This is a genomic window from Agrobacterium sp. 6Ca8 (genome assembly GCF_055382765.1).
On sequence record NZ_AP026433.1, the window covers coordinates 2,700,864 to 2,723,126 of the forward strand.

Consider the following 22,263-nt stretch of genomic DNA (forward strand, 5'->3'; position numbering starts at 1 on the left):
CTACTGCATAAATCGGGAAACGGGAATCATGAAGCGCGAAGGGCAGTCCATGAAAATACGGGCAGTGTGCCGGGGCGAGGCGAAGGCCTTGCCGGGAAAGACGGCGAAGACGGGTATTTTCAAATATGCCGTGCAGGGCGCGGTGATGGTGGATGCGCAAGGCATCGTCAGCGACGCTGTCTGCAATCGTAAACATCACGGCGGGCCGGATCAGGCGATCTACGCCATGGGCTCCGTCGATCTCGATTTCTGGTCGCGTACGCTGGGTTTTGCGGTTGAGCCAGGATTTTTCGGCGAAAATCTGGTTCTGGAGGGTGTCGATAGTGCAAAACTGCATGTCGGCGACAGGTTTTCAGCCGAGGAAGTGGTGCTGGAAGTGACCGCCGCCCGCATTCCCTGCGCCACCCTGTCAGCCCGGCTCGGCGATCCCGGATTCGCGCCGCGTTTTCGGCAGGCGGGGCAGCCGGGCTTTTATTGCCGGGTTCTGAAAGGTGGAATGCTCAGCGCCGGCGAAGGCATCGCTTTCGAACCCTATCAGGGAACGAAACTGCCCATACCGGTCATTCTCCAGCGCTTCCGCCCCATGCAGCTTACCAGGGACGAACGTGCCGCATATCTCGGTACCCCGCTTGCGAGCCGGTTCCGCGCCATGCTGGAAGTCTGAATTCGTAAGAATATCAGAACGGCAGCTTCATGCCGGGCGGGATCGGCAGGCCAGCCGTGATTTCCTTGGTCTTTTCAGCGGTGATGGCCTCGGCGCGCTCCTTGGCGTCATTGTGGGCGGCGACGATCAGGTCTTCGAGAATTTCGACATCGTCTTCCTTGAAGAGAGACGGATCGATCTTCAGGCCCAGCAGGCTGCCCTTGCCATTCAGCTTCACGGTGACGAGACCGCCGCCGGACTTGCCTTCGACTTCAAGCGCGGCGATATCCGCCTGCATCTTTTCCATCTTGGCCTGCATTTCCTTGACCTTGCCCATCATGCCCATGATGTCGCGCATGTGCCAAACTCCTGTTTTTGTTATGTATTAAAATTCGATATCGTCGCCGGGAAGGATGTCGCCCTCGCTCGATTCGGCAACCGAAGGCGGCGGGGCGATCTCGTCCGGCTCGTCCTGCTGGGAGACGCGAATGCGCACGTCGGTGATTTTTGCACCTGGAAACTGTTGAAGAATGGCTGCCACGTCAGGGTCCTGCCTCGCATCCACGAGGCGGGCGTCGCGCGCACTCCCCTCGGCTTCAACCAGCGTCGGCTGACCCTGTTCCTTGCTAAGGCTGACGATCCAGTGGATACCGGTCCACTCTTTCAGCTTCACACCAAGCTCGCCGGGGAGCGATCCGGGTGCGCCATCGCCGAGGCGCATGTCGAGCCGGCCCGGCTCCAGCCGCACCAGCCGTACGAAGTTGCGAACCTTCGCCCGCATGACGGGATCGCGATTTTTCTGGCACAGGTCGGCAATGTCCTGAAGAGAGTTGACGGGAACCTTCGGCTCCGGCCGTTCTTCGGTTTTTGGTGCCGCGACCTGCATTTCCTGCGGGCGGCTGTCAGGCACGGCGCGCAGCATGGTCGAAGGCTGCGAGCTTGCTGGCCTCTGGGCGGAAAGCTCCACAGGTCTTCCTGCGGCCACTGTCTGTCCTGAGGAATAGGCCCGCGCACCTCCGCCATTGCCGCCACCCGAAGGCGCGCCATTGGAATAGCCGCCATCGCTGTTGGAAAGTTCGAGCAGGCGTCGCGCCGCGTCTTCCGGTGCCGGAAGATTGGCGGCGTGCGAAAGGCGGATCAACACCATTTCGGCCGCACCCGCAGGACGTGAGGCATTTTCAGTTTCCGGAATACCCTTGAGCAGCATCTGCCAGATACGCGACAGCGCAGTCACGGCGATTGTCTCGGCAAATTCCGCGCCACGCACGCGTTCGATCTCGGACAGCGAGGGATCTTCCGCCGCATCCGGCACATATTTCATGCGGGTGACGAGGTGAGTGAAATCGGCAAGGTCGTTCAGCACGACGACGGGGTTGGCGCCTGCCTCGTATTGACCGTTGAATTCCGAAAGTGCCGCCGCGACATCGCCTTTGATGATGTGCTGGAAAAGATCGACGATGCGCGCCCGGTCGGCAAGACCCAGCATGCCGCGCACCGCCTCGGCTTCCACGCGTCCGCCGCCATGGGCGATCGCCTGATCGAGCAGGGAAAGCCCGTCACGGGCGGAACCCTCAGCCGCGCGGGCAATCATTGAGAGCGCCTGCGGTTCGGCCTCGAAACCTTCCTTGCCGGCAATGGCAGTGAACAGGCCGACGAGATCGGCGGCGCTGATGCGGCGCAGGTCGAAGCGCTGGCACCGCGACAGCACGGTGATCGGAACCTTGCGGATTTCAGTGGTTGCGAAGATGAATTTCACATGTTCCGGCGGCTCTTCCAACGTCTTCAGAAGACCGTTGAAGGCCTGCGTCGAGAGCATGTGCACTTCGTCGATGATATAGACTTTATAGCGCGCCGAAACCGGGCGGTAACGCACCTGCTCGATGATCTCGCGAATGTCGTCAATACCGGTATGGGAGGCAGCGTCCATCTCGATCACGTCGACATGACGGCCTTCCATGATCGCCTGACAATGTTCGCCGGGGATACGCAGGTCGATGGTCGGTTTGTCGATGGTGTCGGTCTTGTAGTTCAGCGCACGTGCAAGAATACGCGCGGTGGTCGTCTTGCCCACACCGCGAACGCCGGTCAGCATATAGGCCTGCGCGATGCGGCCGGTCTCGAACGCATTCGTCAGCGTGCGGACCATCGGCTCCTGGCCGACCATCAGATCGGAAAAATCCTTCGGACGATATTTGCGTGCCAGTACCCGGTAGCCGGTCCCGCCCGGGGATTCGCTTGATGTGGTGGGTAAGGTGTCGCTCATCGCCTCGCCAGTTTATTTTGCCAGTTTGTCCTAGAGCGCCGTGCGTCCCATTGGACGCATCAGGCACGCTCTATTCCTCTAAAGTCTGCACATCATGCCGATACGCAGGGGCCGCTTTCAGGCTGAACCGGCCCGGCGAAAGCTGAGCGGAATTTAAAAAGGGTGGGAGGCTGGCACGGCGACCCGTGCCTGGCTCGTTAGGGCTGCTTCCTTCCGGACCTGACCCGGTTGGCGAGTGGCTCGTCCACCACCAACCTCCCGGGGCCACATATCGGCAATATCGAAAGCAAATGCAAGCCAAGCCTTCAAAAAACTGCTATCACAATGAAAACAAACATGGAGGACGCCTTGGAGACATTCCGGCTGGACGACAGGCTGGCGCGCGACAGTGCGCTTGTAATGCGTTTGGGACTATGCGAGCTGCGTTTGCAGAACGACAGCCGCTGGCCCTGGCTGGTGCTGGTGCCACAGAGAGGCGGCGCCAGCGAGCTGTTCGATCTTACTCCGCTCGATCAGGCCGTGCTGACGTTCGAGACCAATCTCGTCGCCTCCGCGCTGAAGGACGTTACCGGGGCCACCAAGATCAATGTCGGCGCGCTGGGCAATATCGTCCGGCAACTTCACGTCCATATTATCGCCCGCAACGAAGGCGACACCTGCTGGCCCGGCCCAATCTGGGGTCACGGGACGCCAGTGCCCTATGGCCCGGGCGAAAAGGAATCCTTGATGAAAAAAATATCCGGCGCGCTCTGATGATATCAATGACTATTTTCGAAACCACTGCTCCCCATCCCGAAGCAAGCCTGCTGACAGCCTTTTCCAAGAACGCCCTCAACCGGTTCGCCGAAAAGCGGACGGAAGACTGCGTTGCCGATGCGCTGAAAGTCGATGGCACCCATATTTTTGCCTTCTCCGGCAACCGGCTTGTCCTGAAACATGACGAGCAGGTCATAGATCCCCTGTTTTCCGCCTATGAGCTGGCGGAATTGCAGCCGGATTTCGACAATGCCGTTCTGCTTGGATACCGCGAAACCGGCGAACCGAGAATTGCGGTGCCGGTCGCCGTCACGGAAGACACGCTGGCGAGCCACTACAAGCTGGCCGATGCCCGCACCCTTTATCGCGATCATCTTCTCGATGAGGAATTGCTGAGCGAGGTTGCCCAGGCCGTCAGCCTTACGCACTGGAATGCCGACAACCGCTTCTGCGGACGGTGCGGCGGCACGATGGAATTGCGTATCGGCGGCTACAAGCGCATATGCGCCGCCTGCAATCACACCATTTTTCCCCGAACCGATCCCGTTGTCATCATGATGACGATCGATATCGAGCGCGATCTTTGCCTGCTCGGACGCGGCGCGCATTTTGCGCCGGGCATGTATTCCTGCCTCGCCGGTTTCGTGGAGCCGGGCGAAACGATCGAGCAGGCCGTGCGCCGCGAGACGCATGAAGAATCCGGCGTCGAAATCGGCCGCGTGCGCTATCACGCTTCCCAGCCCTGGCCGATGCCGCACACGCTGATGATCGGCTGTTATGCCGAGGCTCTCTCGTTCGATATTTCCCGCGATGAGATCGAGCTGGAGGATTGCCGCTGGTTCACGCGGGCGGAGGTGGCCACGATGCTGGAGGCTGCTGCGGGCGAGGGCTTTTCCGCGCCTCCGGGCGGTGCCATCGCGCACCGGCTGATGCGCGACTGGGTGGAATGGACGAAATGAAGATTTGCGGCAGGCTCAGCTCTGGTTGAGCTTGCCGCGCATCGCATGACCCTTGTAGACGCCGAGAATTCGGACCTTCTCGGAAAAGAAGCGCAGCTCGTCCAGCGCGTGCCGCACCGGCTCGTCATCCGGATGGCCTTCGATATCGGCATAGAACTGCGTTGCCACGAACCTTCCGCCGAGCTGGTAGCTTTCCAGCTTCGTCATGTTGATGCCATTCGTCGCGAAACCGCCCATTGCCTTATAAAGTGCCGCCGGAATGTTGCGGACATTGAACACGAAGGTCGTGACGATGGTTTCATCCGGTGCTTCGCCTTGGGACTGGCGTTTGACCCAGTTCTCATCGCGCGAAAGAATTACGAAACGGGTAATGTTGTTTTCTGAATCCTCGACATTTTCAGCCATGATATCAAGGCCGTAGAGACCGGCGGCAAGACGCGGTGCAAGCGCTGCCATGCTGCGATCACCCTTTTCAGAAACCAGTCTCGCCGCTCCAGCCGTATCGCCGGCAACGACTGGCTTCCAGCCGTTGGAACGGATGATCTTGCGGCACTGGCCAAGCGCGTGGATGTGGCTGTGAACGGTGCGGATCTCGTCTTTCTTCACGCCCGGTATAACCATCAGCTGGAAGCGGATCGGCATGAAATATTCACCGATGATGTGAAGGCGTGATTCCGGCAGCAGATGATGGATATCGGCAACTCGACCGGCAAGCGTGTTCTCGATCGGGATCATGCCGAGATCGGCTTCGCAGTTTTCGACGGCATTGAAAGCATCCTCGAATGTCGGGCACGGCAAAGGCTCCATATCCGGGAACATGTCGCGGCATGCCATGTCGGAATTCGCGCCAAATTCGCCCTGAAAGGCAATGCGGTTTGTGCTCAAGGTCATGGAATTATCCATCAGAGGGTTCGGTTTGCGAGAATAGTGCGGGCTTTTTCGAGATCGTGCGGCGTATCAACGCCAAGCGGCACGGAGTGAACGATTTCGGCATCAATACGCATGCCCGCTTCCAGCGCGCGCAATTGTTCCAGCCTTTCGCGCTTCTCGAGTGGCGAAGGCTGAAGCCTCACGAACGTTTCAAGGGCGGCGCGGCGATAGGTATAAAGGCCGATGTGATGATAAAGCGGTCCGTCGCCATAGGGCGCAGTCGCGCGGGTAAAATAAAGCGCGCGCAATCGCGTCTCGGAAAGCGGGCTGCCAACCACTTTCACCACGTTCGGATTGGTCTTTTCTTCCTCGTCGGTGATCTCCACCGTCAGCGTGGCAATGTCGACGGCGGCATTTTCCAACGGGCGCAACGAGGCGCGGATCGTTTCCGCTTCGATGGTCGGAAGGTCGCCCTGAACATTGATGATATATTCGGCGTTGCCATAGGGGTCGGCCTTCTGCAGCGCCTCGAAAATGCGGTCCGAACCGGATTGGTGATCATCGCGCGTCATCATTACGTCGAAACCGGCATTTTTTACGGCTGAAAATACCTGTTCGTCATCGACTGCAACGACGATGCGCGTCGCGCCAGCTTCACGCGCCCTGAGTGCAACCTGCACAATCATCGGTTTGCCGCCAATATCCGCGAGAGGCTTGCCCGGAAGCCGTGTCGATGCCATCCGCGCCGGTATAAGGACGACAGCTTTCTCGAATTCCCGATTCTTCATCCGACACCCTTCAAATCCCAACCGAAAAGTGTCAAAACGTCACGGAGTGGGGAATATTATTCAAGTTGCGCAGGCTGTGCAAAAGCCATAGCTTTTGAATAATTTCAAGATGCCCGGTTATATGGAGCGGATGCGAGGGAGCGCATATAGATGAATTCTTATGTAAATATGGGCGTTGGGGCGTTGCTGGGCACGGTTTTCGTTCTGATGTCGGTGTCAATTGCGTCTGAGGGCATTTTTCATGCGCCCACCCCGGAAAAGGAAGGTTACGCCATCGTCGCGGAAGCGAGCGGCGGCGAGGCTGCAGGCGAACCCGCAGCAGCAGCAACCCCGATCGCGAAATTGCTCGCCAGCGCGGATGCTGCCAAGGGTGAGGCGGTCTTCAAGAAGTGTACGAGCTGTCATACCGGAGAGAGTGGTGGTGCAAACAAGGTCGGCCCCAATCTCTTCGATATCGTCAACCGGCCGATCGCCAGCCATGCGGGTTTCAGCTACTCCGCAGCAATGAAGGATTTCTCCAAGGGCGGTTCCGTGCACTGGGATTACGATCATCTCAGCTACTTCATCGAAGCTCCCAAGAAACACGTTCCCGGCACGGCCATGGGCTTTGCGGGTGTGAAGAAGGAGACGGAACGCGCCGATCTCATCGCTTATCTGCGCACGCTGTCGGCAAACCCGGCGCCGCTGCCGGATCCGGCTGCGGCTCCCGTGCCGATAAACTGACGGAATATGGTGATTTCATGAGAAAAGCCCGGCATCGCTGCCGGGCTTTTTTGATTCTATCTGTCTGATTTCTGAAAGATCAGAAACCCTTGCCGCCGCGCAATTCGGAAATGACCGTTCCGATCATGATCTTGATATCCAGCCAGACGGAAAAATTGTCGACGTAATAAAGATCGGACACGATGCGGGCACGCGCCTTGTCACTGCGATCCGTCGGGCCGCGCAAACCCCGCATCTGGGCAAGACCGGTAATGCCTGGCCGCATCCGGTGCCGCAGGTGGTAGTGGGGAACAAGTTCCTCATAAAGACGGCCGGCGGCCAGCATGCCGATGGCATGGCAGCGCGGACCCACCAGCGACATGTCGCCTTTCAAGACGTTGATGAGCTGTGGCAGCTCGTCGACATTTGTGCGGCGAAGCACGGCGCCGATCCGGGTTATCCTCGGATCGTTCTTTACCGTTTGCGCCACGCCGGTGGCATCGCCCAGTTCGGTCCGCATCGAGCGAAATTTATAGACCCTGATCTTTCGCCCGTTCATGCCCCAACGGACTTGTGAGAACAGGACCGGCCCTTTGCTGTCGAGTTTGACCAGCGCCGCGACGGTCAGCAATACGGGCGCGAGTGCGACAAGGGCGATGGACGCCCCTGCAATGTCGATCGTTCTTTTGAGCACTAACTGGCTGCGCAGGAACACCGACGTGTTGGTTTCTGAAATGGAAGGTTGTGTTTCCGCCGCGTCGAAAGTGACAGCCGCAGGATAAGGGGCGCCGTAAAACACGGCATGCGATGAGCCTTTAGTACCCAGCATAATATGAAGCCCTGAAAAGTTATTTTGAAACAAGAAAATTAATTTATATGAACGATTAATAACTCATTTACCGTAAAAAGTCATCCGAAATGTAATCGTTTTTGCGCAAATAGCAATCTACGGTTAACGTGGATGCACGCATATGTTGCAAACACAAGCGCGGTCTCCGCTCTTGGCTGCGTTGGTTGCCCATTCGGTGTAATCAAGTCTTTGGAAAATTGAGTATTTGCGGGAAGGGCGACAGGATCATTGCCGGCCCATCGCTTGCCGGGTAACCGGTGAGCCGATTACCCAAAAGGCAATTAATTTCCCATCAGAATATCAAGAAGGGTCGTCTGCTTCGGCCCGGAAGTTGCCGGCGCCCGGCCGCCGATATCGGCTGGCGGCACAGGCCCATTGTCGGCTGAATAGCCGGGTTCGATATCGCGGGAAGGGATGTTTCCGGGCGGCATGGGGACCCCCGGCTGACCAGCGTTTGGCGAGACGGGCGCTTCGGGATAGGCTCGGGTGTTTGTCGTTCCGCCGCCGCCGAGAGCATTGGAAATGATGTCGCCGATGGAGGAAGGCGCGCTCTCGGGCGCCGGTTGCTGTATTTCCCCAAGCGGCGGCACGCCGCCTGCGCCGAGACCAAAGAGCGGCGAGGGCGAGAGCCCGGAATGGGCGGCGGTCATGAAATCTTTCCAGGCCTTCGCAGGCAAGCCGCCGCCGGTGACCTTTTTCATCGATGTTCCGTCGTCATTGCCGAACCAGACGCCCGTTGTCAGGTTGCTTGTGTAGCCGACAAAAAGCGCGTCGCGGAAAGACTGTGTCGTGCCGGATTTTCCCGCTGCCTGCCAACCCTGGAGGCGGGCGGCTTTCCCTGTTCCTTCGGTGATGACGCGCGACAACATGCCGTTCATCGTCGCGGCGATCTCCTCGCTCAGCACGCGCGGCGGGTTGTCGTATCTGTTTTCATAAAGCACCTTGCCGTCGGCATCGGAGATGCGTTTGACGATGTGCGGCGTCGCCTTGTAGCCGCCATTCATGAAGGGAGCGTAGGAGGCGGTCAGCTCCATCAGTGACACTTCCGAGGTGCCGAGTGCGATGGAGGCGTTGTTCTGAAGCTCCGATTCGATACCCATGCGATGCGCCACCTGCGTCACCCGCTCAGGACCGACTTCCATCACCAGCTGCGCAGCGATCGTGTTCAGTGAATTGGCAAGCGCAGTGGCAAGCGTCACTTCGCCACGATATTTCTTCTCGTAATTTTCCGGTGTCCAGTTTCCGATGCGGACCGGCCCGTCATTGCGAATGGTACTGGGGGTCAGACCCGATTCGAGCGCAGCGACGTATACGAAGGGTTTGAACGCCGATCCGGGTTGCCGTTTCGCCTTGGCGGCCCGGTTGAACTGGCTTTCGGCATAATCCGCCCCGCCGACCACGGCCCGGATTGCGCCTGTGCCATCGATGGAAACGAGAGCCGCTTGCGAAGCGCCCTGCTTTTTACCATCACCCTGGAGAACATGGGTCAGTGCTTTTTCGGCGTCGCGTTCAAGATTGGGGTCGATGGTCGTATCGACGACGATGTCCTGCTTGACGTCGCCAATCAGGCCACGAACTTCCTCCATCACCATATCGGCAGCGTAATGTTCGGCACCGGACCAGAAACGTTTGGCCTTGGTCGGCGGCTGCGACATCGCGGTCTTGATCTCGTCATCGGTGATGAACCCGACATCGCGCATGGATCTCAGAACGACCTGCGCCCGCTCCTCCGCCGCCTGCGGGTCGCGCGCCGGTGAAAGGCGCGAGGGGGCCTTGAGAAGCCCGGCAAGCGTTGCCGCCTCGCCAAGATTGACGTCGCGCGCGGACTTGTTGAAGTAGCGTCTGGAAGCGGCTTCGACGCCAAAGGCGTTGGAACCGAAATAAACGCGGTTGAGATACATCGCGAGGATCTGGTCCTTGGTGTATTTATGCTCCAGCCAGAAGGCCAGCAGCACTTCCTGCACCTTGCGCTCCAGCGTCCGGTCCTGTGAAAGGAACAGGTTTTTTGCCAGCTGCTGCGTCAGCGTCGAGCCGCCCTGCACTGTTCGTCCCGTCATCACATTGGTCACGATGGCGCGGGCCAGGCCGAGCGGATCCACACCGAAATGCGAATAGAACCGCCGGTCTTCGATCGCCATGACCGCTTGTGGAAGGTAGGGCGACATGTCTTCAAGCGCGAGAGCCTCGCCACCCGTGGTGCCGCGATTGGCAAGCACGCTGCCGTTCACCGAAACGATCTTCACATTCGGAGGGCGTTCGGGAATGGTCCAACTGCTGGCACTCGGCATGCGCGCGCCGTAATAAAGGACAAGACCGGCAACGCCGATACCGCCCCAGATGCCGAGCACGATGCACCAGTAAACGAGGGACCGGATAAAGCCTGTTGCGCCACCGCCGGAACTGCGTGTGCGCTTTTCCTTTTTTTGCGGTTTGGCGCGGCCGGATGTGGACTTCGGTTTTCTGGCGGGCTGCTTTGCGGTTCCGCCAATGCGCTCGCTGGCATCAAGACGCAGATCGTCACCGGATTCGTGGAAATCCCCGAAGGAAGGCTCTACCCGATCGCGTGATTTACCCTTGCCTGCCATCCAGCCGAAGTCGCTCCTTATATTCGCGAAACCGTTCGCACTTCAGGCTTCTATGCCTGCGCGATCCTTAATCCAGGATGAAGAGTTTAAATGCGGCAATTTAAGGCGGGGTTAAGTCCTCGCCGGATCAAATCGGCGTCATTGGCAGACGTCGACCCATTCCGCTCCCGTCAGTCGCGCCATCATGTCAGGCGAAATCCTTACCGCCGCATTGGTGGCACCCGCTGCCGGAACCACCTCGGGATAGTTTTTCAGTGATATGTCGCAAAACACCGGAAGGGGAGAAGGCAATCCGAAAGGACACACGCCGCCGACGGGATGGCTGGTCACCGCAACGACTTCTTCCGCCCCCAGCATGCGCGGCTTGGCGCCGAAGTGATCGCGGAATTTACGATTGTCTAGCCGCTTCGTGCCGGCGGCAACGACGAGAAGAATTGTGTCGCCCGCCTTTAGGCAGATCGTTTTGGCAATCTGGTCGGGATCGACGCCGTGCGCTTCGGCAGCCAAAGCGACTGTCGCCGAACTCGTTTCCGTTTCGATAACGGTCACTTCGGGGGAATTCTCGGTAAAAAAGGCTCTGACGGATTCGATGGTCATGCGTATTTATTAGGCGGTATGCCAAGAGGCTTCAAGGTGTCGCGAAATAGCTATGCGTTTTATGCAATGCTGCGCTGCGATGAAACGTCTGTTTTTTGAGCGGAGATCCTGTATCTTCAAATCATCGAAGCGACGCACTCCTCCTCCCAGCGTCGCCCGATTGGACTGATAATACTCCTCCTCCCAATTGTCAGTCAGTTTCAAGAACCCGGCGCACCTCCTCCCGCGCCGGGTTTTTGCTGTTTAAGGCCTTGTTTCCCGCGACTTTCATTTGCCGACGCTTCACAAAAATCGCCGGGCTTTTTCAAAGAAACTTGACTTTCAGGCCCTTCCAACCTAGGTGTTCGCGCATCGATATTTGTTTGACGACCAGAGCTTCGGCGCCTTTTTTAGGTGCACACGACGATCTTTCCTTCAAATTCGACCCAAGACCGCACTGCGCGCAGTGCAAATACAATTTGCCAACGGAAGGAAATCGTTATGGCGACTGGTACAGTAAAGTGGTTCAACGCAACCAAGGGCTACGGCTTCATTCAGCCTGACGACGGTTCGCAGGACGTATTCGTTCACATCTCCGCCGTTGAGCGCGCTGGTATGACCTCCCTCAACGACGGTCAGAAGCTCTCCTACGAGCTGACGCAGGACCGCCGCTCGGGCAAGATGTCTGCAGGCGAGCTCGTCGCTTCCTGATAAGCGGCTTGGCCTGAACGGGTCATTCGTATGAATATGAAAGGCCGGAGTTTTCCGGCCTTTTTTCTTTTGGAAGGTGTACCGGGTCCGGCCGCTCTTGAAAAAGCTGGAGTGCATAACAATATAGGGTTCAACAGTGCTCCGCACGGAATTGTCAGGCTGGTGCTTTTAAAGTGCCGCTGTTGTTGCGTTAACCAAAGATTAACCAAAGCAGCCGATCCTGATCGTGAAAAGCAGCGTCGACTTTGTTGGCGCGCTCTGGAGCATCGGACCGTTTGAACGCTTTGACCACGGATGTACTGGCACTGACGAAAAACGGATGGAAAGGTCGGGCTTGCCCGGCCTTTTTGTTTTGAACCACCAAAATATAAGAGAACGGGGAGGCATCGGGTAACCGGCGCCTCCTTTCTTTTTGACTACTTCGCGGCCAGGGCGTCTAGAATGCGGATCCAGGAGCGGATGCCCTTGTGGAACGACTGCAGGTCATATTTTTCATTCGGCGAATGAATGCGGTCATCGGTAAGGCCGAAACCGACGAGCAGCGAATCCATGCCCAGCATCTTCTGGAAATCGCCGACGATGGGGATCGAGCCCCCCATGCCGATCACGACCGCAGGTTTGGGCCACTCTTCCGAAAGCGCGTTTTTCGCCTTCGTTAGCACTGGCGAATCATAGGAAAGCTGGATAGCCGGCGATGCACCATGCTCGTGAAATTCCACCGAGCAATCGGCTGGAATTTTGGAGCGGACATAGTTCCGGAAGCTCTCGCGAACCGCTTTCGGGTCTTGCTCTCCGACGAGACGGAAGGACACTTTAGCAGAGGCTTTTGCGGCGATAACCGTCTTGAAGCCGTCGCCGGTATAGCCGCCGATGATGCCGTTGACTTCCGCCGTTGGCCGCGCCCAGGTCTGCTCCAGCACGGAGCGTCCCTTTTCGCCCGATGGAATCGAAAGGCCGACTTCGCCGAGGAAGGCTTCGGCGGTGCGGCCCAACGTTTCCCAGGAAGCCTTGATGTTGGCGGGGGTTTCTTCCACGCCGTCATAGAAGCCGGCAAGTGTCACCCGGCCGGTCTCATCATGCAGGCCGGCGAGAATATCGGTCAGGATGTGAATGGGATTTGCGGCCGCACCACCGAAAAGGCCCGAATGCAGGTCGCGGTCGGCCGCCGTGATTGTGATTTCCTCGCCGACCAGGCCGCGAAGGGCGGCGGCGATGGCGGGCGTATCGCGGTCCCACATGCTGGTATCGCATACCAGTGCATAATCGGCTTTCAGCTCATCGGCATTGGCATCAAGGAACGGCTTCAGCGAGGGCGAACCGGATTCTTCCTCGCCCTCGAAAAGAATGGTGACGCGCACGGGCAGACTGCCATTGACTGCCTTATAGGCCCGGCAGGCTTCCACGAAGGTCATCAGCTGACCCTTGTCATCAGCCGTTCCACGCCCGGTGATCACCTGCCGGCCGCCGCCGATATCTTTCACGGCCGGTTCGAACGGATCGTTTTCCCAGAGATTGAGCGGATCGACCGGCTGCACATCGTAATGGCCGTAGAAAAGCACATGCGGCGCGTCTTTTGTCGCGGCGTCGTGATGCGCCACCACCATTGGATGACCGGCCGTGTCGCGAACGGAAGCCGCAAAGCCCAGTGATTCAAGCGTTCTGACCAGCCATTCCGCCGCCTTGCGGCACTCCGCCTTGTAGGCGGGGTCCGTGGAAATGGACGGGATGCGCACCAGTTCGAACAATCGCTCGAGGCTGGAGGTGAGGTTGTCGTCGGCCGTGGAAAGAATGGGGGAAACGTCTGTCATCGCTGATCCTGTCATGTCTGTCGTAACCCGGCGATGGACGAAACATCCTGGTATCGCGCATCGCGTAGGAACAAGGGGCTGACGTGTCGTTGAATCGGCAAGCGCGCAGCCGCCGGAACGATAGAGCAGTTCAGGAAAAGTGCGAAGTGGTTTTCCGTCCTAAACTGCGCGGAAACAAAACCTTGGAGGCTGCAGGCGATAGAAGGCCAGGAGCAAAGAAAGCGTTCGAGTTGTAAATGCTATTTCGCTTTTTTGGCGCGGTCGATCGCCCGGCGCATATATTCCAGCAGAAGCTGCTTTTCGAAACGGCGGAAATCCGCCAGCAGCGTATCTTCCGTGGCTTCGGAAGCGGCAATGGCGTTCGCCTCGAGATCCCTGCCGCGCTGGGTCAGTTCGATGATCTGCGCGCGGCGGTCGCTTGGGTGGGATTTGCGCACGATCAGCCCGTCGCGCTCCATGCGGGACAGCGTATTGGCAAGCGTCGCCTGCTCCACGTCGATTCTATCCAGCAATTGCCGTTGCGTCAGTCCCTCCTCATGCCACAGTTCGATGAGTATGGGGAATTGTCCAGGAGAAAACCCCAGCGCGGCGGATCTCTTCTGGAGCGCCATGGTGAATTCCCTCGCCATTTTTGCGGCGAGATAGATCGCCGATTCGTCCCGGGAAAAACCCATTCATCAATCCGTCTGGCATATGGTCGGCGCAATCGCGCAATTTCGATAGTGGGATATATATCGCATGATATGTTTATGCCAGTCAGAAACCCGGCACAAATAAAAACCGCCATGGCCGGGAGGGGACGGCCATGGCGGTCATATAAGAGGACAAAGGCCCGGAGAGGGGGGAAAGGCCTTTGTCCGGTCTGATGCGGCGGGGGACGAGCCTACAATCAGACTACGGCGTGATCAGGCGCCGTCCCCTAAGAAATGTGTGTGCAAATGCGGCTTTTCAAGGGAAAATCTATTACAAATTCGTAAGGTTCACGCGAATTTTGCCGGTGCCTCCAGCGGCTTAGCCCCGTGCGCTTTGCGGTGCGTTGTTTGAACTTTCTGTGGACGTCAAAACGGCCCCGCGCTATCCATATCGCCATGAAAAAAGGCGATCATCTCTTCCTCGTTGACGGCTCCGGTTTCATTTTCCGGGCGTTCCATGCCATTCCCCCGCTGAACCGCAAGTCGGATGGGCTGCCGGTCAACGCCGTTTCCGGCTTCTGCAACATGTTGTGGAAGCTCCTGAAGGATGCGCGCAATACCGATGTCGGCGTCACGCCCACGCATTTCGCCGTGATTTTCGACTATTCGTCGAAAACCTTCCGCAACGAGCTGTACGATCTATACAAGGCCAACCGCACCGCACCGCCGGAAGATCTGGTGCCGCAGTTTGGCCTGATCCGCGAGGCGACACGGGCCTTCAACCTTCCCTGCATTGAGACGGAAGGCTTCGAGGCGGATGACATCATCGCCACTTACGCCCGTCAGGCGGAGGCGATTGGCGCCGATGTCACCATCATTTCTTCCGACAAAGATCTGATGCAGCTCGTCACGGCCAATGTGCATATGTACGACGCCATGAAGGACAAGCAGATCGGCGTTCCCGATGTCGTCGAAAAATGGGGCGTAGCCCCGGAAAAGATGATCGACCTTCAGGCGATGACCGGCGATTCCACCGATAATGTTCCGGGTATTCCTGGTATCGGGCCGAAAACGGCCGCGCAATTGCTGGAAGAATACGGCGATCTCGACACGCTGCTGGCGCGGGCAGGAGAAATCAAGCAGCAGAAACGCCGCGAAAACATCATCGCCAATGCGGAGCTTGCCCGCCTTTCCAGACAGCTTGTGGCGCTCAGAACCGATGTGCCGCTGGAGCAGTCTCTGGAAGAACTGGTGCTCGAACCGCAGAACGGGCCGAAACTCATCGCTTTCCTCAAGGCGATGGAGTTCACGACGCTGACGCGCCGGGTAGCTGAAGCCACCGATAGCGATGCCTCGGCCATCGAAGCCGCCAATGTGCCGGTGCAATGGGGCACTGATGCCCATGGACCAGACCTCGATGCCACGCCTGCAGTTACCGCAGCTGATGACAAGACCGCTGCGCCAGCGTCAACCACCGCTCCGGCACGGAAGGTGACAGGGGAGGGCAGTGCGCCCACCGATCTCGCCACGGCACGGCAGACGGTTTTCTCCACCGCCAAGATCGACACGACCGCCTATACGACGATCAGGGATTTGGCGGAGCTGGATCGTTGGGTTGCCGCTGCCCGCGAAACAGGTGTCGTCGCCTTCGACACGGAAACGACCTCGCTCGACCCCATGCAGGCGGAACTCGTCGGTTTCTCGCTGGCGATTGCCGATAACGGCAAGGATGCCTCAGGCACCGATATCCGCGCTGCCTATGTGCCATTGACGCACAAGACCGGCTCCGGTGGCGATCTTTTCAGCGATGGCATCAGGCTTGCTGAAGGACAGGTGCCGTTTGCCGAGGCGCTGGCACGTTTAAAGGATCTTCTTGAGGACGAAGCCGTTCTGAAAATCGCGCAGAACCTCAAATATGACTACCTGCTGATGAAGCGCCACGGCGTCGTCATGCAGAGTTTCGACGATACCATGCTGATTTCCTACGTTCTTGAGGCGGGAAAAACCACGCATGGCATGGATACGCTTTCCGAACGCTGGCTCGGCCACACGCCGATCGCCTACAAGGACGTGGCGGGATCGGGCAAGTCGAGCATCACCTTCGATTTCGTCGATATTGACAAGGCGACCGCTTACGCCGCCGAAGACGCGGATGTCACCCTGCGGCTGTGGATGGTGCTGAAGCCCAGGCTTGCCGCAGAGCGGTTGACCAGTGTGTATGAGCGGCTGGAGCGCCCTCTGGTGCCTGTACTGGCGCATATGGAGGAGCGTGGCATCACCGTGGACCGACAGATCCTGTCGCGTCTCTCCGGTGAACTCGCCCAGAAGGCGGCTGCTTTCGAAGAGGAAGTCTACCAACTGGCAGGCGAGCGTTTCAACATCGGATCGCCTAAGCAGCTCGGCGATATCCTGTTCGGCAGGATGGGCCTGCCTGGCGGCTCCAAGACCAAGACGGGCCAATGGTCGACATCGGCGCAGGTTCTCGAAGATCTGGCGGCAGAAGGGGCTGAGTTGCCGCGCAAGATCGTCGACTGGCGGCAGCTGACCAAGCTGAAATCGACCTATACGGATGCGCTTCCCGGATATGTCCATCCGCAGACGAAACGGGTGCACACGTCCTACGCGCTGGCCTCCACCACCACGGGGCGCCTGTCGTCCTCGGAGCCGAACCTTCAGAACATTCCGGTGCGCACGGCGGAAGGTCGCAAGATCCGCACGGCCTTCATCTCCACCCCCGGACACAAGCTTCTTTCCGCCGATTACAGCCAGATCGAGCTACGTGTGCTTGCCCATGTCGCCGATATTCCGCAGCTTCGCAGCGCATTCGAAAACGGCATCGACATTCATGCGATGACCGCATCGGAAATGTTCGGGGTGCCGGTGGAAGGCATGCCGTCTGAAGTGCGCCGACGTGCCAAGGCCATCAACTTCGGCATCATCTACGGTATTTCCGCTTTCGGCCTTGCCAACCAGCTCAGCATCGCGCGCTCCGAAGCGGGCGAATATATCAAGAAATATTTCGAGCGTTTTCCTGGCATTCGCGATTACATGGAAGCGACCAAGGCTTTCGCCCGCGAGAACGGCTATGTCGAGACGATTTTCGGCCGCCGCGCGCATTATCCGGAAATCCGCTCCTCCAACCCTTCCATGAAGGCCTTCAACGAGCGTGCAGCCATCAACGCACCTATCCAGGGGTCTGCAGCCGATATCATTCGTCGTGCGATGGTCCGTATCGAGCCGGTGCTGGAGGCGGAAAAGCTTTCTGCCCGCATGCTGCTGCAGGTACATGACGAACTCATCTTCGAAGTCGAGGAAGGGGAAATCGAAAAGACCCTGCCCATCGTCGTCTCGGTGATGGAAAATGCAGCCATGCCGGCTATTTCCATGAGGGTTCCGCTCAAGGTGGATGCCCGCGCGGCCGACAACTGGGACGAGGCGCATTGACGGGAATTGACCGGCCATTGACCGATAGCTGTCATTGGTTTGTTGCGTGCGCAGATTAGGGGAAACGTCTCAAAAGGAGTTCCCCATGCACGCCCCGCTCGTTTCAAAAGATCTGGAATCTTTTTCCGCTGCCAGCCATGATCAGCCGCCGCGCCATCTGGGTCGCCGCTATAATACGGATGGTGAATTCCTGCTCGAGCCGGGCAATACCGTGGTCTGCCATCTCGTTGAAGGGTCGAAAGCCGAAAGCGCAATCATCGGGACACGCCAGCGTTTTCTGGATATGCCCGAGGCATCGCAGCTGGCCTTCACACCGGTTTCCAGCCTGCATATGACGGTATTTCAGGGCATTATCGAATATCGCCGTGCATTTCCCTACTGGCCGGAAGACATGCCACTCGATACTCCGATCGACACGATGACGGAGTATTATTGCGATCGTCTGGCGGATTTTCCGGGCCTGCCTGGTTTCAATATGCAGGTGACTGGTCTCAAGCCGACGGGGCTGGTGCTGAAGGGGGCCAGCGCCGAAGACGACCGGATCATTGCGCTGTGGCGGGATACATTTGCCGGAGCTTTCGGTTATCGGCATCCCGATCACGACACCTACCAATTCCATATTACGCTGGCTTATGTCACGCGCTGGTTCGATCCGGAGTGCCTGCCTCGATGGCAGGCGATGCTGGATGAAGAGCTGGAAAAACTGCGTGCGGCAGCGCCGATAATCGAGATGCGCGCGCCAGCTTTCTGTGAATTCAGGGACATGAACCACTTTAGGGAACTTATGGTTTTTGATAGGAAGTGAAGCATGATTTGCAAAGGCCTGCCGCCCGCCCGTCGCAGCAAACCGCCTTAATCGGAAAAAATGCGCGTCAGGGCTGGTCAAAGCCCGTTTGGGCATGTATAAGCGCGCCAAATTTCCGATATCGAGACACCCGACATTCGGCCTTTGGTTATGGCCGGTTACGTTGTTTCGCCGCTAAAGTGGAGTAACAAAAATGGCTGTACCAAAAAGAAAAACAAGCCCGTCCAAGCGCGGCATGCGCCGCTCGGCTGACGGTCTCAAGGCTTCGACCTACGTTGAAGACAAGAACTCCGGCGAACTGCGCCGTCCGCACCATATCGATCTGAAGACCGGTATGTATCGCGGTCGTCAGGTTCTGACGCCGAAGGAAAGCGCATAAGCTTTCTGAAATAATCTTTACGGAAAACCGGCCCTCGTGGCCGGTTTTTTGTTTTTGGGCCGTTTAGCTGCTTTTTTCGGTTACTTGGAAAATCCGATCACTCCTCCTACACTCTGTTCGGGAGAGCAGGTCTGGTGCCTGCAACGGGGAGGGGCGCTTCGGTGAAATATCGCTGGATTTTATTGACGCTGCTCAGCCTCGGCCTCGGTTACGGCGCCGTGACCAAGGGCAGCGGCATCATTGCGGAAAGCTATTTCGGCGAAGTCTCCGATCAGGGCCGCACCACCCTCAGGCTGGCCGTCTCGGCTCTTGGCGGGCTTTTGAGCCGTTTCGAGCCGCTACCCGCCCTGATCGCCGATCACGACGACATTGAGGAGCTTGTCGCGCATCCGCAGGATGAGGCGATGCGCCAGCGCGCCAATATCTATCTCAAATCCATCAATACATTGCTGGAATCCTCCGACATCTACATCATCACGCTGGACGGAGTGACCATCGCCGCCAGTAACTATGATGGACCCACGAGCTTCGTCGGTGAGAATTTCAGCTACCGTCCCTATTTTCAGGATGCCGCCAAGGGCTTCCCGTCGCGTTTCTTTGCGCTAGGCACCACCTCCCACAAGCGCGGTTATTATTTTTCCGCGCCTATTCTCTTCAACGAGGAGATCAAGGGCGTCATCGTCTTCAAGGTCGACATTGAAGGCATAGAGGCGTCGTTCGGCGATGGTGAAAACCGCATTCTCGTATCGGACCCGGAAGGCATCATCTTCATGACCGGAACGCCGCAGTGGCTTTATTCCGGCCTGATGCCGCTGACACCGGAAAGGCTTGCGCGCACGGCGGCATCCCGGCGTTACGCCAATGCCGACCTGAAGGAACTGCCGCTGAAAAACGGCAATTTCGGCTCTCATCAGTTGATGACGATCAGCCAGAACGACGGTGACCGGGAATATCTCGTCCTGTCGCAGCCGATGCCCGACGCGGGCTGGACGGTCAGCGTGCTGATGGATACCGGCTCACTCAGGACGCAGGTCAAGACGGCGATGATCGCGATCATCCTCTGCCTGTGTCTTGCCGCTGCCGTGGTCGCCGCCATGCTGCAAAGACGGCGGCGCCTGCGTGAACGCCTGACCCACCAGGCCGAAGCTCAGGCGGAGCTGGAGCGGCGTGTGGAGGAGCGCACAGCCGATCTGGCGCGGGTGAACCGTGAAATCGAACACGAAATCGCCGAGCGCCGCCAGACGGAGAAACAATTGCGCAAGATGCAGAATGACCTGGTTCAGGCGGGCAAGCTTGCAGCGCTCGGGCAAATGTCGGCAGCACTTTCGCACGAGTTCAACCAGCCGCTCGCAGCCGCCAAGAATTATGCGGAAAACGCCTCTCTTCTCGTGGAACGTGGACGTCTGGAAGAGGTGACGGAAAACCTCAGGCGTATTTCGGGCCTTATCGATCGCATGGCTTCTATCAGCAGGCATCTGAGAAATTTTGCCCGCAAACCCAATGAGAAAATGGCTGCGGTCGCGCTCGATGCTGTCCTTCGCGATACGCTGGAAATTGTTGGAGCACGGCTGAAGGTCGCCAATGCGGTGTTGGATGTTGATCTTGGTCCGGTGCCGCTTGCGGTGAAGGCCGGGCCGGTGCGGCTGCAGCAGGTGCTGGTCAACATCATCTCCAATGCCGCCGATGCGGTGGAAGGGCGCGAGGATCGTCGCATCGCTTTGAAAGCCGTGCTGCACGGTCAGACGGTTTCGATTTTCATTCGTGACCGAGGTCCGGGCGTTCCTCCGGCGATTTCGGAGCGCATCTTCGATCCCTTCTTCACCACCAAGGGCGTGGGGCGTGGCCTCGGTCTCGGCCTTTCCATCACCTACAACATCATCAAGGATTTTGGCGGCCAGCTGCGTGTCAGAAACCATGAAGACGGCGGCGCGGAATTCGAGATCGAATTACCGGCAGCAGCCTATCGTGTGGAGGTGGCGGCGGAATGACCATGTCGCGGGTTCTGTTGATTGATGACGAGGAGGAACTGCGCTTTTCCACCGCGCAGGCGCTGGAACTTTCCGGTTTTGCGGTCACCATGCTGGCAAGCGCCGAACATGCGCTTGAGCTCATCGGCTACAGCTTCGATGGCGTCGTGGTCAGCGATATCAGGATGCCCGGCATGGATGGCATGACGCTGCTGCAGAAGGTGCGGGAGCTTGACCCGGAAATACCTGTCATCCTGATGACGGGCCATGGCGATGTGCAGCTTGCCGTCAATGCCATGCGCAACGGTGCTTATGACTTCATCGAAAAGCCCTTCACTCCGCAATATCTCGCCGGCATCATAAAAAGAGCCAACGACCGGCGGGCACTGGTGCTGGAAAACCGCCGCCTGAAGGCGGTGGCGGGCAAGCATGACGATCTCGAAACGCGTCTGCCCGGCAGAACCCAGGTCATGGTCGATCTGCGTTACCGCATTCGCGCCATCGGTGCGACCGATGCCGATACGCTCATTGTCGGCGATACCGGTGCGGGCAAGGAAGTGGTGGCGCGCGCACTTCATGATATCAGCGCCAGAGCCAACCGGCCTTTTGTCGCCATCAATTGTGCCGCCCTTCCGCAAACGCTGATCGAAAGCGAGCTGTTCGGCCACGAGGCTGGCGCTTTTCCTGGCGCGCTGCGCCCGCGCTACGGCAAGTTCGAGCATGCCCGCGGCGGCACCATATTGCTGGACGAGATCGGCTCCATGCCCTTTGAATTGCAGGGCCGGTTCCTGCGCGTGTTGCAGGAACGGGTGATCACCCGTCTTGGCTCCAATGAAACAGTCGAGCTCGACGTCCGCTTCATCGCCACCAGCAAGGTCGATCTGGAGCAGGAAGTCGCGGCAGGACGGTTCCGTGCCGATCTTCTCTACCGCCTGAACGTGGCGACGATTCTCGTGCCGTCCCTCTCGCAGCGCAGTGCCGACATACCGCTGCTTTTCCTGCATCTGGTGCGGGAGGCTGCTGCCCGTTACGGTCGGGAAGATATGGACGTTCCGCAGCATCTACTCTCAGTCATTTCCCTGCGTGAGTGGCCGGGCAATGTGCGGGAATTGCGCAATGCGGCGGACCGTTTCGTTCTCGGTCTGGAAAGCGATGTCTCCGAAACCTCGCTGCCGTTTGAGGGCGATGGCAAGGCGGCGCTTGCCGCAAGGGTCGCCGCTTATGAAAAAAGCCTTATTGCGCGCGCGATCGCCGCCCACGGCGGAAATCTGAAATCCGTCTATGAGAGCCTCGGCATTTCACGCAAAACGCTTTACGAAAAAATGCAGAAATATGAGCTGCACCGGCACATGACCGAGGTGTGATGGGTGGATTTCCACCCATGGATGAGCCCGTATGGGTAGAAATCCACCCATTGCTGCCCATGATGGCGATAAAAGCGCGCCTTGCCGCAAGACCGCCGTTGCTGAACGGCAATCCCGGATCGCAAATGGCTCACCCCGGTCGCCATGGAGGAGCATGCGCG

Annotated in this window: 19 protein-coding genes and 1 other RNA gene; 10 read left to right on the plus strand and 10 right to left on the minus strand. The window is 58.4% G+C overall.

What is annotated here, in order from left to right; translation table 11 throughout:
- Nucleotides 1-28 precede the first annotated feature (28 nt).
- Nucleotides 29-664: an MOSC domain-containing protein gene (locus tag ACZ5A6_RS13105; RefSeq protein ID WP_174060630.1), complete on the plus strand. Its 636-nt coding sequence runs from the start codon at nt 29-31 to the stop codon at nt 662-664.
- A gap of 13 nt (nt 665-677) precedes the next feature.
- Here ACZ5A6_RS13105 and ACZ5A6_RS13110 read toward each other — a convergent pair whose 3' ends face one another.
- The 3 genes from ACZ5A6_RS13110 to ffs form a co-directional block, all read right to left on the minus strand.
- Nucleotides 678-1,001, minus strand: a complete 324-nt coding sequence (locus ACZ5A6_RS13110; protein WP_003514318.1) for a YbaB/EbfC family nucleoid-associated protein — start codon at nt 999-1,001, stop codon at nt 678-680.
- A gap of 27 nt (nt 1,002-1,028) precedes the next feature.
- Nucleotides 1,029-2,906, minus strand: coding sequence for a DNA polymerase III subunit gamma/tau (locus tag ACZ5A6_RS13115; protein ID WP_464110957.1), 1,878 nt, complete (start codon nt 2,904-2,906; stop codon nt 1,029-1,031).
- A gap of 162 nt (nt 2,907-3,068) precedes the next feature.
- Nucleotides 3,069-3,165, minus strand: an RNA gene (gene ffs / locus ACZ5A6_RS13120) — signal recognition particle sRNA small type.
- Nucleotides 3,166-3,230: 65 nt separating this feature from the next.
- Between ffs and ACZ5A6_RS13125 the strand changes: the two genes are divergently transcribed.
- Nucleotides 3,231-3,659: an HIT domain-containing protein gene (locus ACZ5A6_RS13125; protein ID WP_161986907.1), complete on the plus strand. Its 429-nt coding sequence runs from the start codon at nt 3,231-3,233 to the stop codon at nt 3,657-3,659.
- Nucleotides 3,659-4,621, plus strand: a complete 963-nt coding sequence (gene nudC, locus ACZ5A6_RS13130) for an NAD(+) diphosphatase (RefSeq protein ID WP_003514323.1) — start codon at nt 3,659-3,661, stop codon at nt 4,619-4,621. The genes ACZ5A6_RS13125 and nudC overlap by 1 nt, the downstream gene beginning before the upstream one ends.
- A gap of 15 nt (nt 4,622-4,636) precedes the next feature.
- On the opposite strand, the gene ACZ5A6_RS13135 is transcribed toward nudC, so the two are convergent.
- Both ACZ5A6_RS13135 and ACZ5A6_RS13140 read right to left on the minus strand, forming a co-directional pair.
- Nucleotides 4,637-5,512, minus strand: a complete 876-nt coding sequence (locus tag ACZ5A6_RS13135; RefSeq protein WP_464110958.1) for a prephenate dehydratase — start codon at nt 5,510-5,512, stop codon at nt 4,637-4,639.
- 11 nt (nt 5,513-5,523) lie between these two features.
- Nucleotides 5,524-6,279, minus strand: coding sequence for a 3-deoxy-manno-octulosonate cytidylyltransferase (locus ACZ5A6_RS13140; RefSeq protein WP_038489351.1), 756 nt, complete (start codon nt 6,277-6,279; stop codon nt 5,524-5,526).
- A 150-nt stretch (nt 6,280-6,429) separates the two neighbouring features.
- Between ACZ5A6_RS13140 and ACZ5A6_RS13145 the strand changes: the two genes are divergently transcribed.
- Nucleotides 6,430-7,002, plus strand: coding sequence for a c-type cytochrome (locus ACZ5A6_RS13145; RefSeq protein ID WP_003514328.1), 573 nt, complete (start codon nt 6,430-6,432; stop codon nt 7,000-7,002).
- Nucleotides 7,003-7,081: 79 nt separating this feature from the next.
- Here the strand turns inward: ACZ5A6_RS13145 and ACZ5A6_RS13150 are convergent, their stop codons facing one another.
- From ACZ5A6_RS13150 to ACZ5A6_RS13160, 3 genes are all read right to left on the minus strand, one after another.
- Nucleotides 7,082-7,810 carry a sugar transferase gene (locus tag ACZ5A6_RS13150; RefSeq protein ID WP_113291285.1) on the minus strand — a complete coding sequence of 243 codons (729 nt, stop codon included), beginning with the start codon at nt 7,808-7,810 and terminating at the stop codon, nt 7,082-7,084.
- A 302-nt stretch (nt 7,811-8,112) separates the two neighbouring features.
- The gene (locus tag ACZ5A6_RS13155) at nt 8,113-10,416 is read right to left on the minus strand and encodes a transglycosylase domain-containing protein (protein ID WP_025592033.1); all 2,304 of its coding nucleotides are present in this window, start codon (nt 10,414-10,416) and stop codon (nt 8,113-8,115) included.
- Nucleotides 10,417-10,554: 138 nt separating this feature from the next.
- Nucleotides 10,555-11,013 carry a YbaK/EbsC family protein gene (locus ACZ5A6_RS13160; protein ID WP_019564557.1) on the minus strand — a complete coding sequence of 153 codons (459 nt, stop codon included), beginning with the start codon at nt 11,011-11,013 and terminating at the stop codon, nt 10,555-10,557.
- Nucleotides 11,014-11,493: 480 nt separating this feature from the next.
- Here ACZ5A6_RS13160 and ACZ5A6_RS13165 point away from each other — a divergent pair, with 480 nt between their 5' ends.
- Complete coding sequence (locus ACZ5A6_RS13165) at nt 11,494-11,703, plus strand: cold-shock protein (protein WP_003514335.1); 210 nt, start codon at nt 11,494-11,496, stop codon at nt 11,701-11,703.
- 416 nt (nt 11,704-12,119) lie between these two features.
- Here the strand turns inward: ACZ5A6_RS13165 and ACZ5A6_RS13170 are convergent, their stop codons facing one another.
- Nucleotides 12,120-13,511 (minus strand): dipeptidase, encoded by a 1,392-nt coding sequence (locus ACZ5A6_RS13170; RefSeq protein WP_003514337.1) that lies wholly within the window; start codon nt 13,509-13,511, stop codon nt 12,120-12,122.
- A gap of 239 nt (nt 13,512-13,750) precedes the next feature.
- Nucleotides 13,751-14,185 (minus strand): MarR family winged helix-turn-helix transcriptional regulator, encoded by a 435-nt coding sequence (locus tag ACZ5A6_RS13175; RefSeq protein WP_174060633.1) that lies wholly within the window; start codon nt 14,183-14,185, stop codon nt 13,751-13,753.
- A 414-nt stretch (nt 14,186-14,599) separates the two neighbouring features.
- Here ACZ5A6_RS13175 and polA point away from each other — a divergent pair, with 414 nt between their 5' ends.
- The 5 genes from polA (at nt 14,600) to ACZ5A6_RS13200 (ending at nt 22,102) form a co-directional block, all read left to right on the plus strand.
- A complete protein-coding gene (gene polA, locus ACZ5A6_RS13180) occupies nt 14,600-17,587 on the plus strand; it encodes a DNA polymerase I (RefSeq protein ID WP_174060634.1) in 2,988 nt (995 codons plus the stop codon).
- 85 nt (nt 17,588-17,672) lie between these two features.
- Nucleotides 17,673-18,392, plus strand: a complete 720-nt coding sequence (locus ACZ5A6_RS13185; RefSeq protein ID WP_112191816.1) for a DUF1868 domain-containing protein — start codon at nt 17,673-17,675, stop codon at nt 18,390-18,392.
- Nucleotides 18,393-18,585: 193 nt separating this feature from the next.
- The gene (gene rpmF, locus ACZ5A6_RS13190; RefSeq protein ID WP_003514347.1) at nt 18,586-18,771 is read left to right on the plus strand and encodes a 50S ribosomal protein L32; all 186 of its coding nucleotides are present in this window, start codon (nt 18,586-18,588) and stop codon (nt 18,769-18,771) included.
- Nucleotides 18,772-18,932: 161 nt separating this feature from the next.
- Nucleotides 18,933-20,759 carry a sensor histidine kinase gene (locus ACZ5A6_RS13195; protein ID WP_003514349.1) on the plus strand — a complete coding sequence of 609 codons (1,827 nt, stop codon included), beginning with the start codon at nt 18,933-18,935 and terminating at the stop codon, nt 20,757-20,759.
- The gene (locus tag ACZ5A6_RS13200; protein ID WP_003514350.1) at nt 20,756-22,102 is read left to right on the plus strand and encodes a sigma-54-dependent transcriptional regulator; all 1,347 of its coding nucleotides are present in this window, start codon (nt 20,756-20,758) and stop codon (nt 22,100-22,102) included. The genes ACZ5A6_RS13195 and ACZ5A6_RS13200 overlap by 4 nt, the downstream gene beginning before the upstream one ends.
- Nucleotides 22,103-22,263: the final 161 nt, after the last annotated feature.